This window comes from Hydrogeniiclostridium mannosilyticum (assembly GCF_003268275.1).
GTDB lineage: Bacteria > Bacillota > Clostridia > Oscillospirales > Acutalibacteraceae > Hydrogeniiclostridium > Hydrogeniiclostridium mannosilyticum.
Window position 1 is genome coordinate 674,511 of the sequence record NZ_QLYR01000001.1, and the last position, 17,147, is coordinate 691,657.

10 protein-coding genes and 1 pseudogene are annotated in these 17,147 nt (G+C 52.0%); 1 reads left to right on the forward strand and 10 read right to left on the reverse strand.

Annotated features, from left to right (window positions below; translation table 11 throughout):
• Nucleotides 1-56: 56 nt before the first annotated feature.
• The 3 genes from glgB to DPQ25_RS03200 all read right to left on the reverse strand — a co-directional run bounded on the left by glgB (nucleotide 57) and on the right by DPQ25_RS03200 (nucleotide 7,222).
• Nucleotides 57-2,033, reverse strand: coding sequence for a 1,4-alpha-glucan branching protein GlgB (gene glgB, locus DPQ25_RS03185; protein ID WP_112332025.1), 1,977 nt, complete (start codon nucleotides 2,031-2,033; stop codon nucleotides 57-59).
• 387 nt (nucleotides 2,034-2,420) lie between these two features.
• Nucleotides 2,421-5,063: a glycosylhydrolase-like jelly roll fold domain-containing protein gene (locus tag DPQ25_RS03195; protein ID WP_177576811.1), complete on the reverse strand. Its 2,643-nt coding sequence runs from the start codon at nucleotides 5,061-5,063 to the stop codon at nucleotides 2,421-2,423.
• A gap of 143 nt (nucleotides 5,064-5,206) precedes the next feature.
• The gene (locus DPQ25_RS03200; protein ID WP_112331716.1) at nucleotides 5,207-7,222 is read right to left on the reverse strand and encodes an alpha-L-rhamnosidase-related protein; all 2,016 of its coding nucleotides are present in this window, start codon (nucleotides 7,220-7,222) and stop codon (nucleotides 5,207-5,209) included.
• A 231-nt stretch (nucleotides 7,223-7,453) separates the two neighbouring features.
• Between DPQ25_RS03200 and DPQ25_RS03205 the strand changes: the two genes are divergently transcribed.
• Complete coding sequence (locus DPQ25_RS03205) at nucleotides 7,454-8,920, forward strand: alpha-N-arabinofuranosidase (RefSeq protein ID WP_112331717.1); 1,467 nt, start codon at nucleotides 7,454-7,456, stop codon at nucleotides 8,918-8,920.
• Nucleotides 8,921-9,024: 104 nt separating this feature from the next.
• Here DPQ25_RS03205 and DPQ25_RS03210 read toward each other — a convergent pair whose 3' ends face one another.
• The 7 genes and pseudogenes from DPQ25_RS03210 to DPQ25_RS03240 all read right to left on the reverse strand — a co-directional run bounded on the left by DPQ25_RS03210 (nucleotide 9,025) and on the right by DPQ25_RS03240 (nucleotide 17,057).
• Nucleotides 9,025-10,374, reverse strand: a complete 1,350-nt coding sequence (locus DPQ25_RS03210; RefSeq protein ID WP_112331718.1) for an NCS2 family permease — start codon at nucleotides 10,372-10,374, stop codon at nucleotides 9,025-9,027.
• 338 nt (nucleotides 10,375-10,712) lie between these two features.
• Nucleotides 10,713-10,985 carry a metal-sensing transcriptional repressor gene (locus DPQ25_RS03215; RefSeq protein ID WP_112331719.1) on the reverse strand — a complete coding sequence of 91 codons (273 nt, stop codon included), beginning with the start codon at nucleotides 10,983-10,985 and terminating at the stop codon, nucleotides 10,713-10,715.
• Between the two features lie 33 nt (nucleotides 10,986-11,018).
• Nucleotides 11,019-13,609, reverse strand: a pseudogene (locus tag DPQ25_RS03220) (heavy metal translocating P-type ATPase).
• A 206-nt stretch (nucleotides 13,610-13,815) separates the two neighbouring features.
• The gene (locus DPQ25_RS03225) at nucleotides 13,816-14,280 is read right to left on the reverse strand and encodes a low molecular weight protein-tyrosine-phosphatase (protein WP_112331720.1); all 465 of its coding nucleotides are present in this window, start codon (nucleotides 14,278-14,280) and stop codon (nucleotides 13,816-13,818) included.
• Between the two features lie 163 nt (nucleotides 14,281-14,443).
• The gene (locus DPQ25_RS03230; RefSeq protein WP_024732656.1) at nucleotides 14,444-15,640 is read right to left on the reverse strand and encodes a site-specific integrase; all 1,197 of its coding nucleotides are present in this window, start codon (nucleotides 15,638-15,640) and stop codon (nucleotides 14,444-14,446) included.
• Between the two features lie 75 nt (nucleotides 15,641-15,715).
• On the reverse strand, nucleotides 15,716-15,922 hold the full coding sequence (locus DPQ25_RS03235; protein ID WP_112331721.1) for an excisionase: 207 nt from the start codon (nucleotides 15,920-15,922) through the stop codon (nucleotides 15,716-15,718).
• Entirely contained in the window at nucleotides 15,915-17,057 is a 1,143-nt protein-coding gene (locus DPQ25_RS03240; RefSeq protein ID WP_112331722.1) for a replication initiation factor domain-containing protein, read from the reverse strand. Before DPQ25_RS03240 ends, DPQ25_RS03235 begins: the two co-directional genes overlap by 8 nt.
• Nucleotides 17,058-17,147: the final 90 nt, after the last annotated feature.

Sequence of the window (17,147 nt, forward strand, 5' to 3'; positions counted from 1 at the left end):
AATCCTCCTTGCACGTTCTTTACAAATGAAAACCACGGGCGATAAGCCAAACCGGGCTACCGCCCCTGCATATAGGCCCCTTGCGCGCCGCGGGCAGCACCCTGCCCACGGCCGATTTCAAGCTCTGCCACCGCCGGCTTGGGCTGCGGTTTTTTACGGCGGCAGCGCAGGTAGAACACGCTCAACGGCGGCAGCGTCAGCTCCACCGATTGTTCAAAGCCGTGCATTCCCAGCGGCTGCGAGCGGATCTGGTTCCCGTTTGTAGCACCGCCGCCGCCAAACTCGGCGCAGTCCGTTGAAAAAACCTCCTCGTAGATGCCCTCCCAAGGCACCCCGATGCGGTAATGCTCCCGCCGAACCGGGACAAAATTGCAAACGACAATTAATTCCTTTCCCTTTTTATCCACCCGCCGAAAGGCAATCACGCTCTGGGTGTAATCGTCATTTGAAATCCAACTGAAGCCCTCCCAGCTAAAATCGATCTCCCACAAGGGCGTATTCTGGCTGTAAAAGGTATTCAGCGCCTTAAAAAATGTCCATTGCCGGTAATGGCTGGGCTCCCGCAGCAGGTCCCAGTCTAGCGCCTTTTCAAAGTTCCATTCATTAACCTGGCAAAACTCATTGCCCATAAACATCAGCTTTTTGCCGGGATGCGCCATCATATAGGCCGCAAACGCCCGTGCGCCCGCCAGCTTTTCCTGCCAGCTGCCGGGCATCTTCTGCACCAAGGAGCCCTTCCCGTAAACCACCTCATCGTGCGAGACCGGCAGAATAAAGTTCTCCGAAAATGCGTAGAAAAAGGAAAAGGTAATATTATCATGATTAAACTTTCGGTAGATGGGGTCCAGAGACATATAGTGCAGCATGTCGTTCATCCACCCCATATTCCACTTATAATTAAAGCCCAGGCCGCCGCAGAAGGTCGGCTTGCTTACCATGGGCCACGCCGTGGACTCCTCCGCAATCATCATTACCTCGGGAAAAAGGGCAAAAACGGTCTCATTGAGCTTTTGCAGAAACGCCACCGCCTCCAGGTTTTCCCGGCCGCCGTCCCTGTTGGGCAGCCACTCCCCATCCTCCCGGCTGTAATCCAGGTAGAGCATCGAGGCCACGGCATCCACCCGGATGCCGTCGATATGGTATTTTTCCAGCCAGAAAACAGCGCTGGAAACCAAAAAGCTGACCACCTCATTGCGCCCATAATCAAAAACTAGGGTTCCCCAATCCTTGTGCTCCCCCTTGCGTGGGTCGCCGTACTCATAGCAGGGGGTGCCGTCAAACCGGGCCAGTCCCGCTTCATCCTTGGGAAAATGAGCGGGCACCCAGTCCATAATAACACCGATCCCAGCTGCGTGACAGGCATCCACGAACCGCATAAAGCCCTTGGGCGTGCCATAACGGGATGTCGGCGCAAAATAGCCTGTCACCTGATAGCCCCAGGAGGCGTCGTAGGGATATTCCGTCAGCGGCATCAGCTCAATGTGCGTATAGCCCAGCTCCTGGACATAGGGAACCAGCTCCTGAGCCAGCTTTTCATAGGAATAAGGGTTGCCGTCCGGATATCTGCGCCAGGAGCCCGCATGCAGCTCATAAATATTCACCGGCTGAGCATAATGGGGCTTTCTCTTTTTGGCGCGCTGCCAGGCCTCATCCTGCCAAACATAGCCGTCCACCTCATAGTAAAGGGAGGCGTTGCCCGGGCGCGTTTCGTAGTGATAGGCATACGGGTCTGACTTATAGGTTTTTTGCCCGTCCTTTGCCGTCACGCAAAACTTGTACAGGGTAAACTCCGGCAGCATTTCAGGCAGAAAGCACGTCCACACACCATCGCTGACTTTATGCAGGGGGTGCGCCTCCTCGTTCCAGGCGTTAAAATCCCCCACCAATGAGACCGCCAGCGCGTTTGGCGCCCACACCCTGCAGGACATGGCGCCCTCCTCGCCTGAATAAGCGCGCAGCCCGAGGTATTCATAGGCCTTCGCATTCGTCCCCTGGTGAAATAGGTATAGCGGGACGCTCCCTTGTTCACACATATCCAGTCTTTTCTGTTCACCATTTACCGCCACAAGAAGCGCTCCCTTCATGCTAAAAACCATTCATACGGACAGCTGTTACCATTATGACTTAATCATATCATAATTGAAAAGAATATCAATACTTTTATAGCTTTCTCTTAAAAATAAATCCATGTTAACGAATTTTATTATATTATTTGTTGCAAATTTAACAAACGCAGATCCGTAATAAAAAATTCTCCTCCCGGAGGAGTGCCGGCGGACAAAGCCTATCCAGCCGCGCTTAAAATCATAACAGCTGTCTTTTGTCGATTCCAAGACAAACACGCTTCCAGTTTAATTTTTTCTCCTTCATTTGCAGATGCGGCGGAGAAAGGGGGAGCCCACAAAGGCTCCCCCTGCATTTTATACCGATTGATTTTTTTCTTCCGTTACTTGAACCGGGCCCAACAAGCCGGAGGGCTCAAAGGCCAGGAAGCGTGAGAACATATCCCTTTGCTGCCAGCCCAGATGGTTGGTAACCTCTATACAGAGCTTATTTTCCCCTTCCACGAGGGCGTCCGTCACCTCCAAGCGGTAGGGTGGAACCAATTTTGTGCCAACTGTCCTACCATTCAAAGTAACGGCGGCTGTTTCGCCTACCGCACCCAAATTCAGGAAATAGCGTGCCGCGGGGGCCACTGCTGGGAATGTAAAGACGGTTTCATAGCGGAAATGCCCCGAAAAACGCGGCAGCCGCCCCTTTCCGCTCATATTTTCAAGTGTTTCCAGCTGCGCATAAGGGGTAAACGCCGGGTACTCCTCTTCAGTGGACAGCGACACCTGCCACGGGCCATTTACAGCTGTAGCCGGCGCCATGCGCGGCATAACAGGCGGCAGATCCCACCCCCTGGCTGTTTCTGGAATCTCCAGCTCGCCGGCATCGCCGAAAATCAGCAGCAGCGAATGATAGGGCGGCAGACGCAGCATGATCTTACTGCCGGCAGCCGTCTGCTTATGCAAATAATTATCCATCGCATCATATGCCAGGTAGTCCCCTCCGGAAAAGGCCTTACAGGAAAAGGACACCATGGCATCGTGGTTGACATCTTCATTGAACAGCATATAATAATCCAAGCCGTTTCGGACGTAATGGTAAACCCGGAGGTACAAATTTGCCGGATGAATCTGTACATCGTCCATCGCGCGGTTCCGCAGCCAGGCGGGCAGGCTGTCCAATGAAATGGTCTGGAGCGTGGGAGAAGGGGCCAGTAATTGTGAGGCACGTTCCCCTGCCGGCGTAAAGGCCGGGAACTGGTTGATAAAGAGGACCGACACCCCCCGCGCGCTCAGTTCATTTAGTTTTTTCAGCAACGAACCGGGCAGGCACTCCGCGTAAGGGATGACCAGGCAGGGGAATTTTTCCTGCTCCAGGCAAAGCTGGCCTTTTTCCACACGCGCCCGCTCCAAATAGTCCGAGGGAATAAAGTCATAGTCAAGCTGGGCATCATACAGCCTTTTGGCAACCTTCTGCATCGGCATGTAGTCCGCGCCGGACCACTCCGCCTCAGCCTGGTATAAAATAGCGGCCGAGGCCTTATGGACGCCGCCTGAAAGCAGGTGGCACATCCGGTTCATGTACTCCATCAGGCGCCTGAAGTCGCGGTACTGCGGATTATGCCCGCGGCCATAAAAATACGGCGGGCAATCGGGATCTGGGAATTTAGGCGAGAACGCATGCGGAACGAAGAAATTAATACCCCGCACCAGCATGTGGTCCGTCAGCCATTTCATGGTTTTAAGGCCCTCGGCCCAGCCGTAAGCGCCGTAAATCTCGCACATGGCGCGCCCTTGCTTCAGGCCCTGCAAATGCGCATGCGAGGCCCCCAATTTCGCCAGCGTATAATGGAAAAACTCCGGGTCCGCAATCTGGTAGCCTACACTGGCGGCATTGATGTACTCTGCGAGGCCGGGAATAATCTGATGCAGAACCACGTCGATTCCCGCCATATCCTGGCCCTCCAAAGTGCGGAAGAAATGCCCTGTGCTGCAGCCTGTTTTGGTGTGCGCGTTCATATCCTCCACCACGTGCCCAATATACAGCACGCCGTGCGCGCGGCACCAATCGCCGAGCTTCTCGGAAAAATTCCGCTGGTACAGGCGGGTGATAACATTCATATAGGCCAGCCGGAATTTGGCCGTCAGCCGCGGCCCCAGGTCAAACCACAGAGCGGGGACAAGCGGAAGCGCCGGCTCGCCGAGTTCTTCTTCCAGCGCGGCAAAAAGCTCATCCCGCCAGGGGTAGGCATAATACCGGTTGCCAAGGGACGGCATCGCGTCCTCCGGGTCATTGTTGCCAAAGCAGGGCTCATCTGAAAAGAAGCCCGCAAAGGTACCGCCGAAATATTGCCGGTAATGCGCATAGTGCGACTCGTAAACCGCTTCCACCAGGGCATCCATCGACTCGCTGGAAAGCGGGTCGCAGTACAGGCTGCGCCACTCGGGCATCCCGCTGCGGGTCTGGAGCAGGAACACAACCCGCCAGCAGCCCTCCGGCAAGTCAAAATAAACCATACCGTCGGAAAGGCCCCCGGTAATATCCAGCACACGGCCGGTCAGCTTTTCCCCGTTCGGAATCCTTTCGCAGGCAAGCACGGCAATAATCCGGTCTTCTCCCCTGCAGCGCCCTTCCGCAAGCACAGCTCCGTCCTTTAAAGGGCCCATGATATCCACATGCTGCTCACGAATTTCCCAACGCCGGAGCGCCGGGTCCTTATGGGCCAATATGCCGTTGGCATAGCCAGTGGGAAAATGCTTGTCGTCCAGCAGCCACACCTTCATCTGCCGCTGCTCGCATTCACGAAGGATCAGATCCATATCCTCCCACCACGAAGGGCCGCAGAAGCCCTCATGCGGGCGGGACTCCACACATACGGCCCGGATACCGCTCTGATAAATTTTTTCAATTTCCTCTTGAAGAATGCCGTCCTCTTCACCATGCTGCCAGAAAAAAGGCGCGATATAATTTTCGCCGGCCCCATTCAATGCTTCCTGCAATCTAGGGTCCATTTTTCCATCTCCTTTACTCTCAGGTTTTATAGCGCTCACCCGCTTTGAAATCCACGCCCGGCCGCATACAGCCGGCATTGCCATTAAATGAATGCTGAGGCGCATCGGGCCCTGGAACCATGCATATTAAAGCTAAAAAGGCCTCAGCCCAGGGAAACCGTCTGCCCCGGCGGAACAGCCACCACCTGCCCCTTCCATTCCAAGGCGCCCTCAAACGGCGTATGGTTTACAACCTCCGCCTTTTCTCCATCGCAGAATACGTCAATTGTACCGCCCGGGGTGGGGACGCTTCCCCGAATATACGCGAGACCCGCGAGGTGAGGCGATACCGTAAATTTTTCATAACCCGGGGCCTCCGGCCGCACACCCAGAAAGTACTTGCCCGCCAGCAAAATCGGCCCGGCTCCCCATGCGTGGCACAGGCTCTTGCCAAAGGGACGGCCATACATCGCATAATGCTGCGCGCCCTGCTCGGCGGCGTCATAGGCCTCCCAGAACGAGGTCGCTCCCAGCCGCAGCATGCCGCCCCAGTATTCCCGCAGGAAGCCCATCACATCCTCATAGCAGCCTGCATCGCAAAGTGCCGCCAGCTCATAAAAGCGCATGTAGGGCGTTGTAATGGGCAGAACCGTCTCGTTCAGCAGCGCGTTCTGAATGACCGCCGCCTTCTGCTCCTCCGAAAGGTAGCCAAAGGAGAGCGCAAACATATTCGCATATTTGGTCACCACTGCATCCGATGCGGCTGCCGGGCCATGGGTAAAGCAGTTATACCGTGCGCTCCAGAAGATCTCAAAGCAGTTTTTCAGACATTTCTGCCAAAGGCTATGATAGAACGCGCGCCCGTTCTCGTCGCCGCAGAGCCCGGCAATCAGCGCCATTACCTCCAGCGAACGCGCAAACAGAATCTGAATCAGGCTGACGTCGCCCTTATTGTTGATGGGGGCCCAATCCACGAATACCCAATCCTCCGGACGGGCGTTCATAAAGCCGCGCTCGTCGGTTGTCTCCAGGCAAAAGTCCATCAGCGTGCGGGCATTCCGGTAAACCTCGCGCAGAAAGGCGGCATCGCCCGTATACAGGTAATAATCATACAGGCTGATGAACCAGTAGCAGGTATAATCCTGAATGGTATTATGATGCTGGTGAACAGGGTCCTTGCCGCGCAAGGCACGCATAGTGCGTTTGCAGAGCTCGGAGTCAAAGAAGCTGTAATAGTTGAGCAGGTAGCTTTGGCAGGCATCTCCGCCCCATACCCAGCGGTCGCGTTTAATACCGTCAAAGAAAAATTCACGGGAATTCAGATGCAGCGTATAGACCGCCGTGTCATAAATCCGGTTGAGCAGATCGTCGCTGCACTCAAAGCTGCCCTTATTCTCAATGGGCAGATATTCGTATAAGGCCGTTAAACCGCCGGCACTGAGGCCGCCCTCCGGGGCCAGGAACACAAAGCGAAACGCGCGCGGCAGGGTGGTTTCAAAACAGTCCTCTGTGACCTTCACATCCTCACGGACCTCACATTCCGCATAATTCAGCGCTTCTTCGCGGGATTCACCATAGCTGATATGTAAAATACCCTCGCCCTTAAAGCCCTCGCCTTTTAAGGAAGCCATCATCTCCTTGCCAAAATCGAACAGAACGCCCTGACCTATCTTTTCGACGGAGACAGGCTGCAAGGGCTGCATTTCCAGCCGGAAATCCGACGGGGGACATGAGGGGCTGGTAAAATTCCAGCTTCCTGCCGGGAGCCAGCGGCTGTCTACATTGCTGGCCTCCCAAGCGCCATTGGTTTGAAGGCCGTCCGCATCGATGTACAGCGCCGGAAGCTCATGCGGGTTGAAAACCGTGATGCACAGATCGTGGCTGCCGGGCTCCAACCGAACGCCGTCTTGATAATCATAGCAATAGCGGCCGCCGCCGTCTACCTCAACCGCAACCTCCCCAGTCGCATGCACTTGAAACACCACCGGCTTTTCCAAATGAAAACGGCGGCGAAACTTAATATTTGGGAAAAAAGTATCCATATGCCAGCAGGGTGTAATCTGCATACCGCGTTCATAGCGCCTGGAATGAACGCGCAAAAGCAGCATCATCTCAAAATCACCCGGATACCAAATCCACTGGGCCTTTCCGGCCTGAGGGTTCAGTGCTGATTCCAACATAAGCTTCAACCTTTCTCAAAAAAATATTATCACAATTTATAAAAACGATTTTACGCCCCTATTGTACCTGATTTTTAAAGAAATAGCCACTGCTTTTTATAAAAATATTGTGTAAAAACAGTGAATTATTTTATTTTCCCCGGGGAGGATGAAAACAGGATTGAATCCTTTCCCCTCCTGTGATAAAGTAAAACCAGCAAATAAAGGCTAAAACAGTTGGGAGGTTTTGTAATGAACCATTTATCTATTAACCTGCGCAATCGAAAAAACACCATCAGCCGCAACCTGTACGGCCAATTCTCCGAGCACCTGGGCCGCGGGATCTACGGAGGAATTTATGTAGGGGAGGATTCGGACATCTCCCATATCAACGGCATGCGCCAGGATGTAGTTGAGGCCCTGAAAAAAATTAAGGTGCCCGTTTTGCGCTGGCCGGGCGGCTGCTTTGCCGATGAATACCACTGGAAGGACGGCATTGGCCCGCGTGAAAGCCGAAAGAAAATGGTCAATACCCACTGGGGAGGCCTGGTAGAGGACAACAGCTTCGGCACCCATGAATTTATGGAGCTCTGCCGGCAGCTTGGCTGCGAGCCCTATGTAAATGGGAACCTCGGCAGTGGAACCGTTCAGGAAATGAGCGAATGGATGGAATACATGACCTTTGACGGCATCTCCCCCATGGCCGAGCTGCGCGCCCAAAACGGCCACCCACAGCCCTGGCGCGTTCACTACTTCGGCGTGGGTAATGAAAACTGGGGCTGCGGCGGCAGTATGCGCCCCGAGTATTATGCTGACGAATACCGCCGTTACCAGACCTATGTGCGCAACTACGGCGATAATAGAGTATTCCGCATAGCCTGCGGCCCAAATGCGGACGATTATAACTGGACGCAGAAGCTGATGGAAATTGCCGGCCCCTACATGGACGGCCTGACGCTCCACTACTACACACAGCCTGGGAAAAACCGCAGCGCGACTGATTTTGACGAAAATGATTATTATGTTGTCCTAAAAAATGCGCTGCGGATGGAAGAGCTGGTTTCCAGCCACCTGCAAATCATGCACCGATACGACCCCGCGCACAACGTCGCGCTGCTCGTTGACGAGTGGGGCACCTGGTACGATGTGGAGCCGGGAACTAACCCCGGGTTTCTCTACCAACAAAATACCATGCGGGATGCCATTGCCGCCGCCGCAACGCTCAATATCTTCAACCAATACAGCAGCCGCGTCAAAATGGCAAACATCGCCCAAATGGTCAACGTGCTGCAGTCCATGATTTTGACCGAGGGGGCCAAAATGGTGCTTACCCCAACCTACCACGTCTTCGACCTGTTCAGTGTTCACCAAGAAGCCACACTGGTCGGCAGCTGGCTGGAAGCAGGGGAAACCGGCCCGGCCGGCTGCCGGGTCCCCCTGCTGAGCCAGTCCGCCTCTGTGGATGGCGACGGCGTTCTGCACATTACCCTGGTCAACCTCTCTGCCTCCAGCTCCTGCTCCATACGCACCACACTGGAAGGTATGGAGGAAATCGGCACCGTTTCGGCGCAGGTATTATCCGGTGCAATTCAGGGTAAAAATGACTTTGAAGCCCCCCAGCGCATTCAGCCGGCGCCGCTGAAAAACGTTGATATTGGCAGGGATTGCTTCGACCTGGAGCTCCCCGCCTGCAGCGTTGCCGCTATAGCCGTCCGCTGAGCGGGGCGCAAATTGCGGGCAGAACCCGGCGGCACTCCAAGGTCAAGCGCAAAGAGGCCCGGTGCTTTTTCTAAAGCACCGGGCCTCTTTTTTCAGAGCAGTAATTATCCGATAATCAGGGTTGCAATCCGAATGGCAAAGAGTGCGAAAGCCACCCACATAACCGGATGGATATCCTTGATCTTGCCGGTGCAAACCTTCAAAATTACCCAAACGATAATGCCGAACATAATACCGTTGGCAATGGAGTAGGAGAACGGCATCATAATCAGGGCGACAAAACCGCCGATTACATCCGCAATATCCCCGTCGAATTTCATCTTGAGCACAGACTTCATCATCAGCAGGCCGACAAATACCAGCGCCGGTGTGGTGGCAAAGCTGGGAATCGCCAGGAAGATTGGAGAGAGGAAGAGTGCAATAATGAACATTGCCGCAGTTGTAAGTGCCGTCAGGCCGGTGCGGCCGCCTTCGGCAACACCTGCGGTGGACTCTACAAAGCTGGTAACCGTGGAGGTACCCAGGCAGGCGCCCGCAACAGTGCCGACTGCATCACTCAACAAGGCTGCGCCAACACGCGGGAGCTTGCCGTCTTTGTCGAGCAGGTTGCCCTGGTCTGCAACACCAATCAAGGTGCCGACCGTGTCAAACAGATCGACAAACAGGAAGGCAAACACCACCATGATAAATTCCATTAAGTGAGAAGAGGCAAAGCTGAAGTCAAACTGGAAGAAGGTCGGCGCCAGCGAAGGAGGAAGCAGGTTTTCCGGCGCCAGGTTGGGAATGGTGGAAGCGCCGCTGTACCAGCCGCTGACCTCCGCCAGCATCCCCAGCACCCAGGTAATTAAAATCCCCCACAAAATAGCGCCGCGCACCTTGAAGTGCCACATAACGCCAATAATGAGCAGGCCGACAATGGAAAGCACCACAGCGGCGCTGCCGACATCGCCAAGCGCTACCAGCGTGGAGGCATCCCCAATGATGACCCCGGCGCCCTTCAGCCCGACAATGGCTATAAACAGCCCGATACCGGCAGAAATACCGTACTTCAGGTTTGCCGGAACGGAATTCACCAGCGCCTCACGGAATTTAAACAGAGAGAGGATGATGAAAATGATGCCTTCGACCAAAATTGCAGCAAGGGCCACCTTCCAGGGGTCCTGGACGCCCATTTCCTTTACCATCGGCACTACTGAATACGCAAAATAAGCATTCAGGCCCATGCCGGCCGCCAGGGCCACCGGGTAATTGGCAAACACACCCATGATAATGGTCGCAAACGCCGCCGAAATAGCAGTCGCCGTAAAGACCGCGCCCTTATCCATGCCGCCCTCGGAAAGGATGGTGGGGTTTACCGCCAATATGTACGCCATTGCGAGGAAGGTCGTAATACCGGCGATAACCTCAGTACGGACCGTGGTGCCATGCTCTTTGAGCTTAAAGAATTTTTCCAAGAGATTCACGCTCCTGTTAGAAAAAATTTTTGACCCCCATCTAAAGCCCTCAAAGCATGCTGAAACAGAACGGCAGCAAGCACCAGTGGATGTCTTTATGGGAATCAACTACCTATAGTATACAACAAATTTTTTCAAAATCAATAGTTTATTCATTTTTTATTCATTGATTCGCCATCTTTCCGGTATTTATTCCCGAAGAAGCGGCAACGCGCAAACCATCGGCCCGGATTTTCCGTTTCTCTTGGGCGCTGCGGTTACAGCGTACGCTTTTCGGCATAAAAAACGGAGCCCTTCTGTATAGTACATACAAAAGGGCTCCGCCTTTTAACAGCGGCCTAGCGGGCAAGCTTATCCAGAACAGCCGCAATTTCATCCAATTTTTTACGCCGTTCCTCCTCGTCGCCCGACTTGGTCGCCTCCAGAACGCAACACTCCATATGCGCCCGGATAATCTCCTTATTTGCCCGCTGCAGCACGGCCTCTGCCGCCATGATCTGATTGGCGATGTCAATACAGTACTGGTCCCCGTCAATCATCTTCAGGACGCCGTCAATCTGCCCTCGGGCCGTTTTCAGCAAGCGGGCCACCTTCGCCTTATCCGCCTTCACATCCCCACATCCTTCCGCTGTTTTTGGTGCGCGTTAATCGTGAATACCGGTAACCTTGTAACCGGCGTCCGCCACCGCCTGCTTCAGCATGGCATCGGTCACAGACTCGGGCACCTCGGCTACCGCGTTTTTGGCCTCCAGGTTCACGGTGGCCTGAACACCCTCCAGGCTGTTTAGGGCCTTCTCCACATGAGCGGAGCAATGCGCGCACATCATGCCTTCAATTTCAATTGTCTTTTTCATCTTAGAGTCTCCTTTTTCGTTTTCTTGATTTATGGGATCCGCCGGCTCACGGTTGAGAGACCGGCAGGCAACCGGGCAGCTTTCACCGGGCGCCGGAGCCAAGTCCGCGCGCCGGAAACGCGGCTTAAAAAAGCGCAGCCTAAGGGCGTTGGTGACCACACAGACGGAGCTCAGGCTCATCGCCGCGGCGGCAAACATCGGGTTGAGCTTCCAGCCCAGCAGGGTATAAAACACTCCTGCTGCCAGCGGAATGCCGATGGCATTATAGAAAAAAGCCCAAAAGAGGTTTTCCTTGATGTTCCGTATGACAGCACGGCCTAACTGTAACGCCGTGACCCCGTCGAGCAGGTCGTTCTTCATCAGCACTACATCCGCCGACTCAATGGCAACATCCGTCCCGGCGCCAATGGCAATGCCCACGTTGGCGCGGGCCAGCGCCGGAGCATCGTTGATTCCATCCCCAATCATCGCTACCTGGTGGCCTTCAGCCTGCAGCCGCCGGATTTCCTGTTCCTTATCCTGAGGCAGAACCTCTGCTACCACCCGTGAAATCTCCAGCTGTTTCTGAATCGCGGCAGCCGTTCTCGCGTTGTCCCCGGTCAGCATGACCACATCAACGCCCATTTCCTTTAATTCGGCAATTGCCTGGTGGCTGCTGGGCTTTACCACGTCCGCCACGGCGATCAAACCGCACAGGCGGCCCGCACAGGCAAAGTAGATGGGCGTTTTGCCCTGGCCTGCCAGCCGTTCGGCCTCCTTGTCCAATGCCTCTGTTGCAATTTTACGGTTCTGCATAAGCTTCCGGTTGCCGGCAAGAACTGTTTTTCCCTCTATGTCTCCCGTTACGCCGAACCCTGTTTCCGATGAAAAGCCGGTAACCGCCGGCAGTTGAATGCGCTGTGCCGCGGCATACTCCACAATCGCGCGGGCCAGCGGATGCTCAGAAGGGTTCTCAATCGCGGCCGCAAGCGCAAGCAGCTCTTTTTCAGAAATACCGGCGGGGATGCAATCCGTGACCGACGGCTTTCCCTCGGTGACAGTCCCCGTTTTGTCGAGCACCACTGTATCGACGGCCCGCGATGCCTCCAGGCTTTCAGCGGTCTTAAATAAAATGCCGTTCTCTGCCCCCTTGCCCGTGCCTACCATAATGGCTGTCGGCGTAGCAAGCCCCAGCGCACAGGGGCAGGAAATCACTAGCACCGCGATGCCGATGGAAAGCGCAAACTGGAAAGAATAACCCAGCAGCAGCCAGACAATTGTGGCCAGCACCGCAATGGTAATGACTGTGGGCACAAAAACCGCGCTGACCTTATCGGCGAGCTTGGCAATGGGCGCCTTGGAGCTGTTGGCATCCTCCACCAGGTGAATAATCTGCGCCAAGGCCGTGTCGTCCCCCACCTTGAGGGCCTGCATCTCAAACCAACCGGATTTATTTACCGTCGCGCCAGTCACCCGGTCCCCGGCTGTCTTTTCCACCGGAAGGCTCTCACCCGTTAAAGCGGATTCGTCCACCGCGGACTGTCCCTGCGTAATCACGCCGTCAACCGGCACGCTCTGGCCCGGCTTTACATGAATGATGTCCCCCGGCCGTACCTCTTCCACCGGGATCTCCACCTCCGCGCCGTCGCGGACTACCAGCGCTGTTTTGGGCGCCAGGTCCATCAGCTTTGTAATAGCCTCGGAGGTCTTTCCCTTGGAGCGCGTCTCCAGAAATTTACCGACCGTAATCAGGGTAACAATCGTCCCCGCCGACTCAAAATACAGGTCCATGGAATAGTGCATCGCCATCATGCTATCCCCATGCCCCAGCGCCCAGCCGATGGAATAAATAGCAAAAATACCGTAGAGGACAGCCGCAGACGAACCGATTGCGATCAGGCTGTCCATTGTCGCGCGCCCTGAAATAGGGTTTTAAAACCGACTGTAAAATATTTCTGATTGACCAGCAGGATTGGCAGCGTCAGCAGAAACTGTGTGAAGGCCAGCGTGAGGGCATTTTCCGTTCCCAGCAGAAAAGCCGGCAGCGGCAGCCCCATCATGTGGCCCATGGACACATACATCAGCACCACCAAAAAGCAAACCGACACAATTAAACGGTTTCTCATGGAGCGCACCTGCTCCTCCACCCGGCCATCTCTTTTAGCCGCTGTTTTTTTCTGCGCGGCGGCAGTTTGCAGCGCGGCGCCGTAGCCAGCCTTTTCAACCGCCTGGACGATCTGCTCTGGTTTTACCCGGTCGCTTTGAAAGGAAACCTGCATGCTGTTTTGCAGCAGGTTTACGCTGACATCCTGCACCCCCTCCAGCTTACGCACCGCTTTTTCAACATGCGCACTGCATGCGCTGCAGGTCATTCCGGTAACAGCAAAACGTTCTTTTGCCATATCAAGGCCTCCTTTAGAACACAATACCCCCGTGGGGTATTATTATCATAGTATAAAATGCAGCATTTGTCAAGCGCTTTCTTTTTAGTCCTTACAACCACAAATGCTCCACCGCGGCAAAACAAAATGCGCCGCGCCCTCCGTGATAGCATATCACATAAAAGCCCTTTTATCCCCGGACTCCCCACAGAGCCGTTACAGCCGACTTAACCCTGATCTCCCTCTGTCAATGTGCGCAGCAGCGCCCGGCACCCCTCCTGCACATCCCGCCATGTGTCCTCAAAATTCCCAGTATACCAAGGATCTGCAATCGACTCCACCCTCCCGGCATATTCAAGCAGCAGGTGCACCTTGCCCGCTGGATCTCCGTGCCAGAACCGCCGCATGTTCCTGATATTATTTTCATCCATTCCAATGAGTAGGTCATACTCCTGATAATCAGCCTGCGTAATCTGCCGCGCCCTTTTGCCCGAGCAGCAGATCCCCGCACCGGCAAGCTTTCGCCGGGCGCCCGGATGGACGGGGTTGCCGGTTTCTTCCGTACTGGTTGCAGCGGAAGCACAGGAGACCTCCTCGGAAAGCCCGCGTTTTTCAGCAAGATCCCGCAGTACAAACTCCGCCATGGGCGAACGGCAAATGTTGCCGTGGCAAATGAATAGTACTTTTATCATGTTCTTAGAACTCCTTAAATCGTCATATTTCCTTGTATTTAAAGGTTTTTTACAACTTTCATTTTTCTTGTAGTTTCTGTATCTTCTTATAAATTCTCATGTTTTGGCAGTCAAAAGTTGTAAAATAAGTTGTAAAACTACCCTTATTTTACAACTTTACAACTTACCGATTGCAGACTTCTTTCATCTCTTTTTGAATATCGTCAAAGTCCAAGTGCGTGTATGTATTCAGCGTAACTCCTATATCAGAATGTCCCATAATCTTCTGTAATGTCTTAGGGTTCATTCCCGACTTTGCCATATTAGAACAAAAGGTATGTCGGCAAACATGAGGTGTAATTTTAGGTAATTCCTGTTTATATATTTTATTATACTTCTCGCAAATATGCTGAAAATATTTCTCCCAATGCAAAGCAACCATAGGCATATCATTTTTGTCTAAATACAGAAAACCACTTTTACCGTCTATCACAGGTTCTGATTTTGACTTTTTACGGTTTTGAATAATCTTACGAAAACACGCCTTTACATCATCAGTCATAGGCACAAGTCTTGTACCGCTGTCTGTCTTTGTGTCCTCTATAATATATTCCATATTACGCTTACGTTGCAACTGATGATTGACATTGATAACACCTTTTTCTAAATCAATATCAGAAATCGTCAATCCAACAAATTCAGAAATACGAAGTCCTGTCTTAAATAGAATGTAAATGCCCTCATAATACTTACGAAAGTGCTTGTCCTGCTTTACAAATTCAAGAAACGCTCTCTCCTGCTTTCTTGTAATAGCTTCTCTTGTTACGCTGTCATTGACAACCACCGTTGCAAGCTGAAATTCAAAAGGGTTCTTTCGTATCAAATCATCATCAACAGCCATTTGAAACGCTGGTCTTACAACACCACGGATAGAATGAATACTGCTGTACCCTCTACCGTCTGCCTGCAATTTAATGAGCCAGCCTTTTGCGTCTGATAGTTTTACCTTGTCAATCCGTTTCTTTCCAAAGGCTTCTTTAGCAATGATATTGATAACAAATTTATAGTTTGCTTCTGTATTATGCCTTACGCCTGTTTTCTGTGAAATATATTTTTTCACAAGCTCCAAGACTGTCATATCTCCACCCGAAGAAACAATATCATCTTCTAAATCTTTATGTATCTGTTTCTCCTTATCCCGTAAGGGAATATCATCTTTTGCTCCTTGTGGAATGGTATCGGTTTTTACCAATTTCCAACTATACACATATTTCACATTTCCAGCATTATCTACATACTTATACATATATCTTCCGTCTTTACGTTGACTCTCTCCATTGCGTAAAACACGGTTTTTATTGTCCCGTCTTTTTTCGCTCATCTTCGCTCCTTTCCACTTCTGAAAGAGTCCCGATATGACTTATTCTCATCATAACATATACCAGCTCCTTTTTCACTAGATTACGTCCAATTTATCAATGACCTTTTCAAACTGTCGGCGTTTAATCTGTATGCGGTTGCCATTCATAATGAGCCAGCCAGCGTCCTTGTTTTCCTCTGCCAATCGTCTTAGCTTGTTTTCTCCGATACGGAAATACTTTGACGCTTCTTCAATGGTAAGGGTGTATTTTTCCCATACGGGAATATCCTGTGCATTACTCATAAAACACCCCCTCACTTTCGATTACGTCTGCTATATCCGTACATATCTGTTCCACAAGCATTTCCTGTTTTTCGGAAAGGTGGGTACATTCATCAATCATCTTCATGTAATTTGAGCCTGTCAGCCTGTCGATTTCCTCTATCATCACAATGGACGGCATGACCTGTCTTTCCAGCCATTGCAGAGTACGTTCCATATTGACGGGTACGGGGTTCATTTCAAACGGTAAATCGCTATGGGAAATGAATATCTCCCACAACGGATAGTCGGGAAAGTCCACAAAATCAGTAATGAGATAAAACACCAGCCCATGAGGGTTATAGGTCAATAACAGTTCCTCAACTGCCTGTACTGCCTTTTTGTCACGCAGACGGATTTCAAAACGGTTGATAATATCCGTATGTTTCTTTTTCGTTGCCTGTTCCTTTTGTTTTTCATACAGGCAGAAATATTTTGTGCTTGTCTTTGAGCCGATATAAAGGGTGCTTGCTAAATTGCGGTTTTTTCCGCTTAGTTTACCGCCCTGCACATTTTCATAGTTTTTACAGCGACAATCTGCACCGCCATTTCTGTATTTTTCAGATAAAACAGGAATATCCAGCAGACCGCACATATCATTGATTGCCAAGTCAAAACGTCGGATAACACCGCCACAGTCAAGACAGCGGTTTAAGAATGAATACCAATCCCTGTTCTGTGCCTGTAAAACATATTCCATGTTGCGTGAGCCTGCCCCTTTTAATTCCAAAAATACTCCCATGTGTTCCTCATCAGAAGCCATGACCTTGATTTCCCCGTAGGCATAATACTCCTTATAGCCATAATACCCATAGTCATAATGGATAAAATAATCTGCTTTCATGCCAAGCACTTTTCGGATAACTTCCAATGCGTCAGTCGTTGGAAAACGGACAGACAGATAATCAATCAGTAGATAAAAAGGCTTATCACAGATATAGTAATTCAGACAACGCAGGATAATATTTTGTGTTTCCTTACTGGCGTTGGCTTTTCCGTTCTCAAATCGGTTGATACTATATCTTGATACATGGGTAAGACTTGCAAGCTCTCCTTGTGAAAGACCGCTGGCAAGACGTTTGTTTTTCATTTCAAGTGCAAATTCTAAGTTGTTCATTGTATTCCTCCAATCCCACAATAGCCTTGAAATACCTGTAAACCGCCTTTCAAAAAAGTGTGAAGTGTACTATCTTCTTAAAACTCCTCT

Bases quoted from the DNA above. Each gene is read 5' to 3' on its own strand.
- glgB (WP_112332025.1), bottom strand. From the start codon at position 2,033: ATGTGTGAACAAGGGAGCGTCCCGCTATACCTATTTCACCAGGGGACG.
- DPQ25_RS03195 (WP_177576811.1), bottom strand. From the start codon at position 5,063: ATGGACCCTAGATTGCAGGAAGCATTGAATGGGGCCGGCGAAAATTAT.
- DPQ25_RS03200 (WP_112331716.1), bottom strand. From the start codon at position 7,222: ATGTTGGAATCAGCACTGAACCCTCAGGCCGGAAAGGCCCAGTGGATT.
- DPQ25_RS03205 (WP_112331717.1), top strand. From the start codon at position 7,454: ATGAACCATTTATCTATTAACCTGCGCAATCGAAAAAACACCATCAGC.
- DPQ25_RS03225 (WP_112331720.1), bottom strand. From the start codon at position 14,280: ATGATAAAAGTACTATTCATTTGCCACGGCAACATTTGCCGTTCGCCC.
- DPQ25_RS03230 (WP_024732656.1), bottom strand. From the start codon at position 15,640: ATGAGCGAAAAAAGACGGGACAATAAAAACCGTGTTTTACGCAATGGA.
- DPQ25_RS03235 (WP_112331721.1), bottom strand. From the start codon at position 15,922: ATGAGTAATGCACAGGATATTCCCGTATGGGAAAAATACACCCTTACC.
- DPQ25_RS03240 (WP_112331722.1), bottom strand. From the start codon at position 17,057: ATGAACAACTTAGAATTTGCACTTGAAATGAAAAACAAACGTCTTGCC.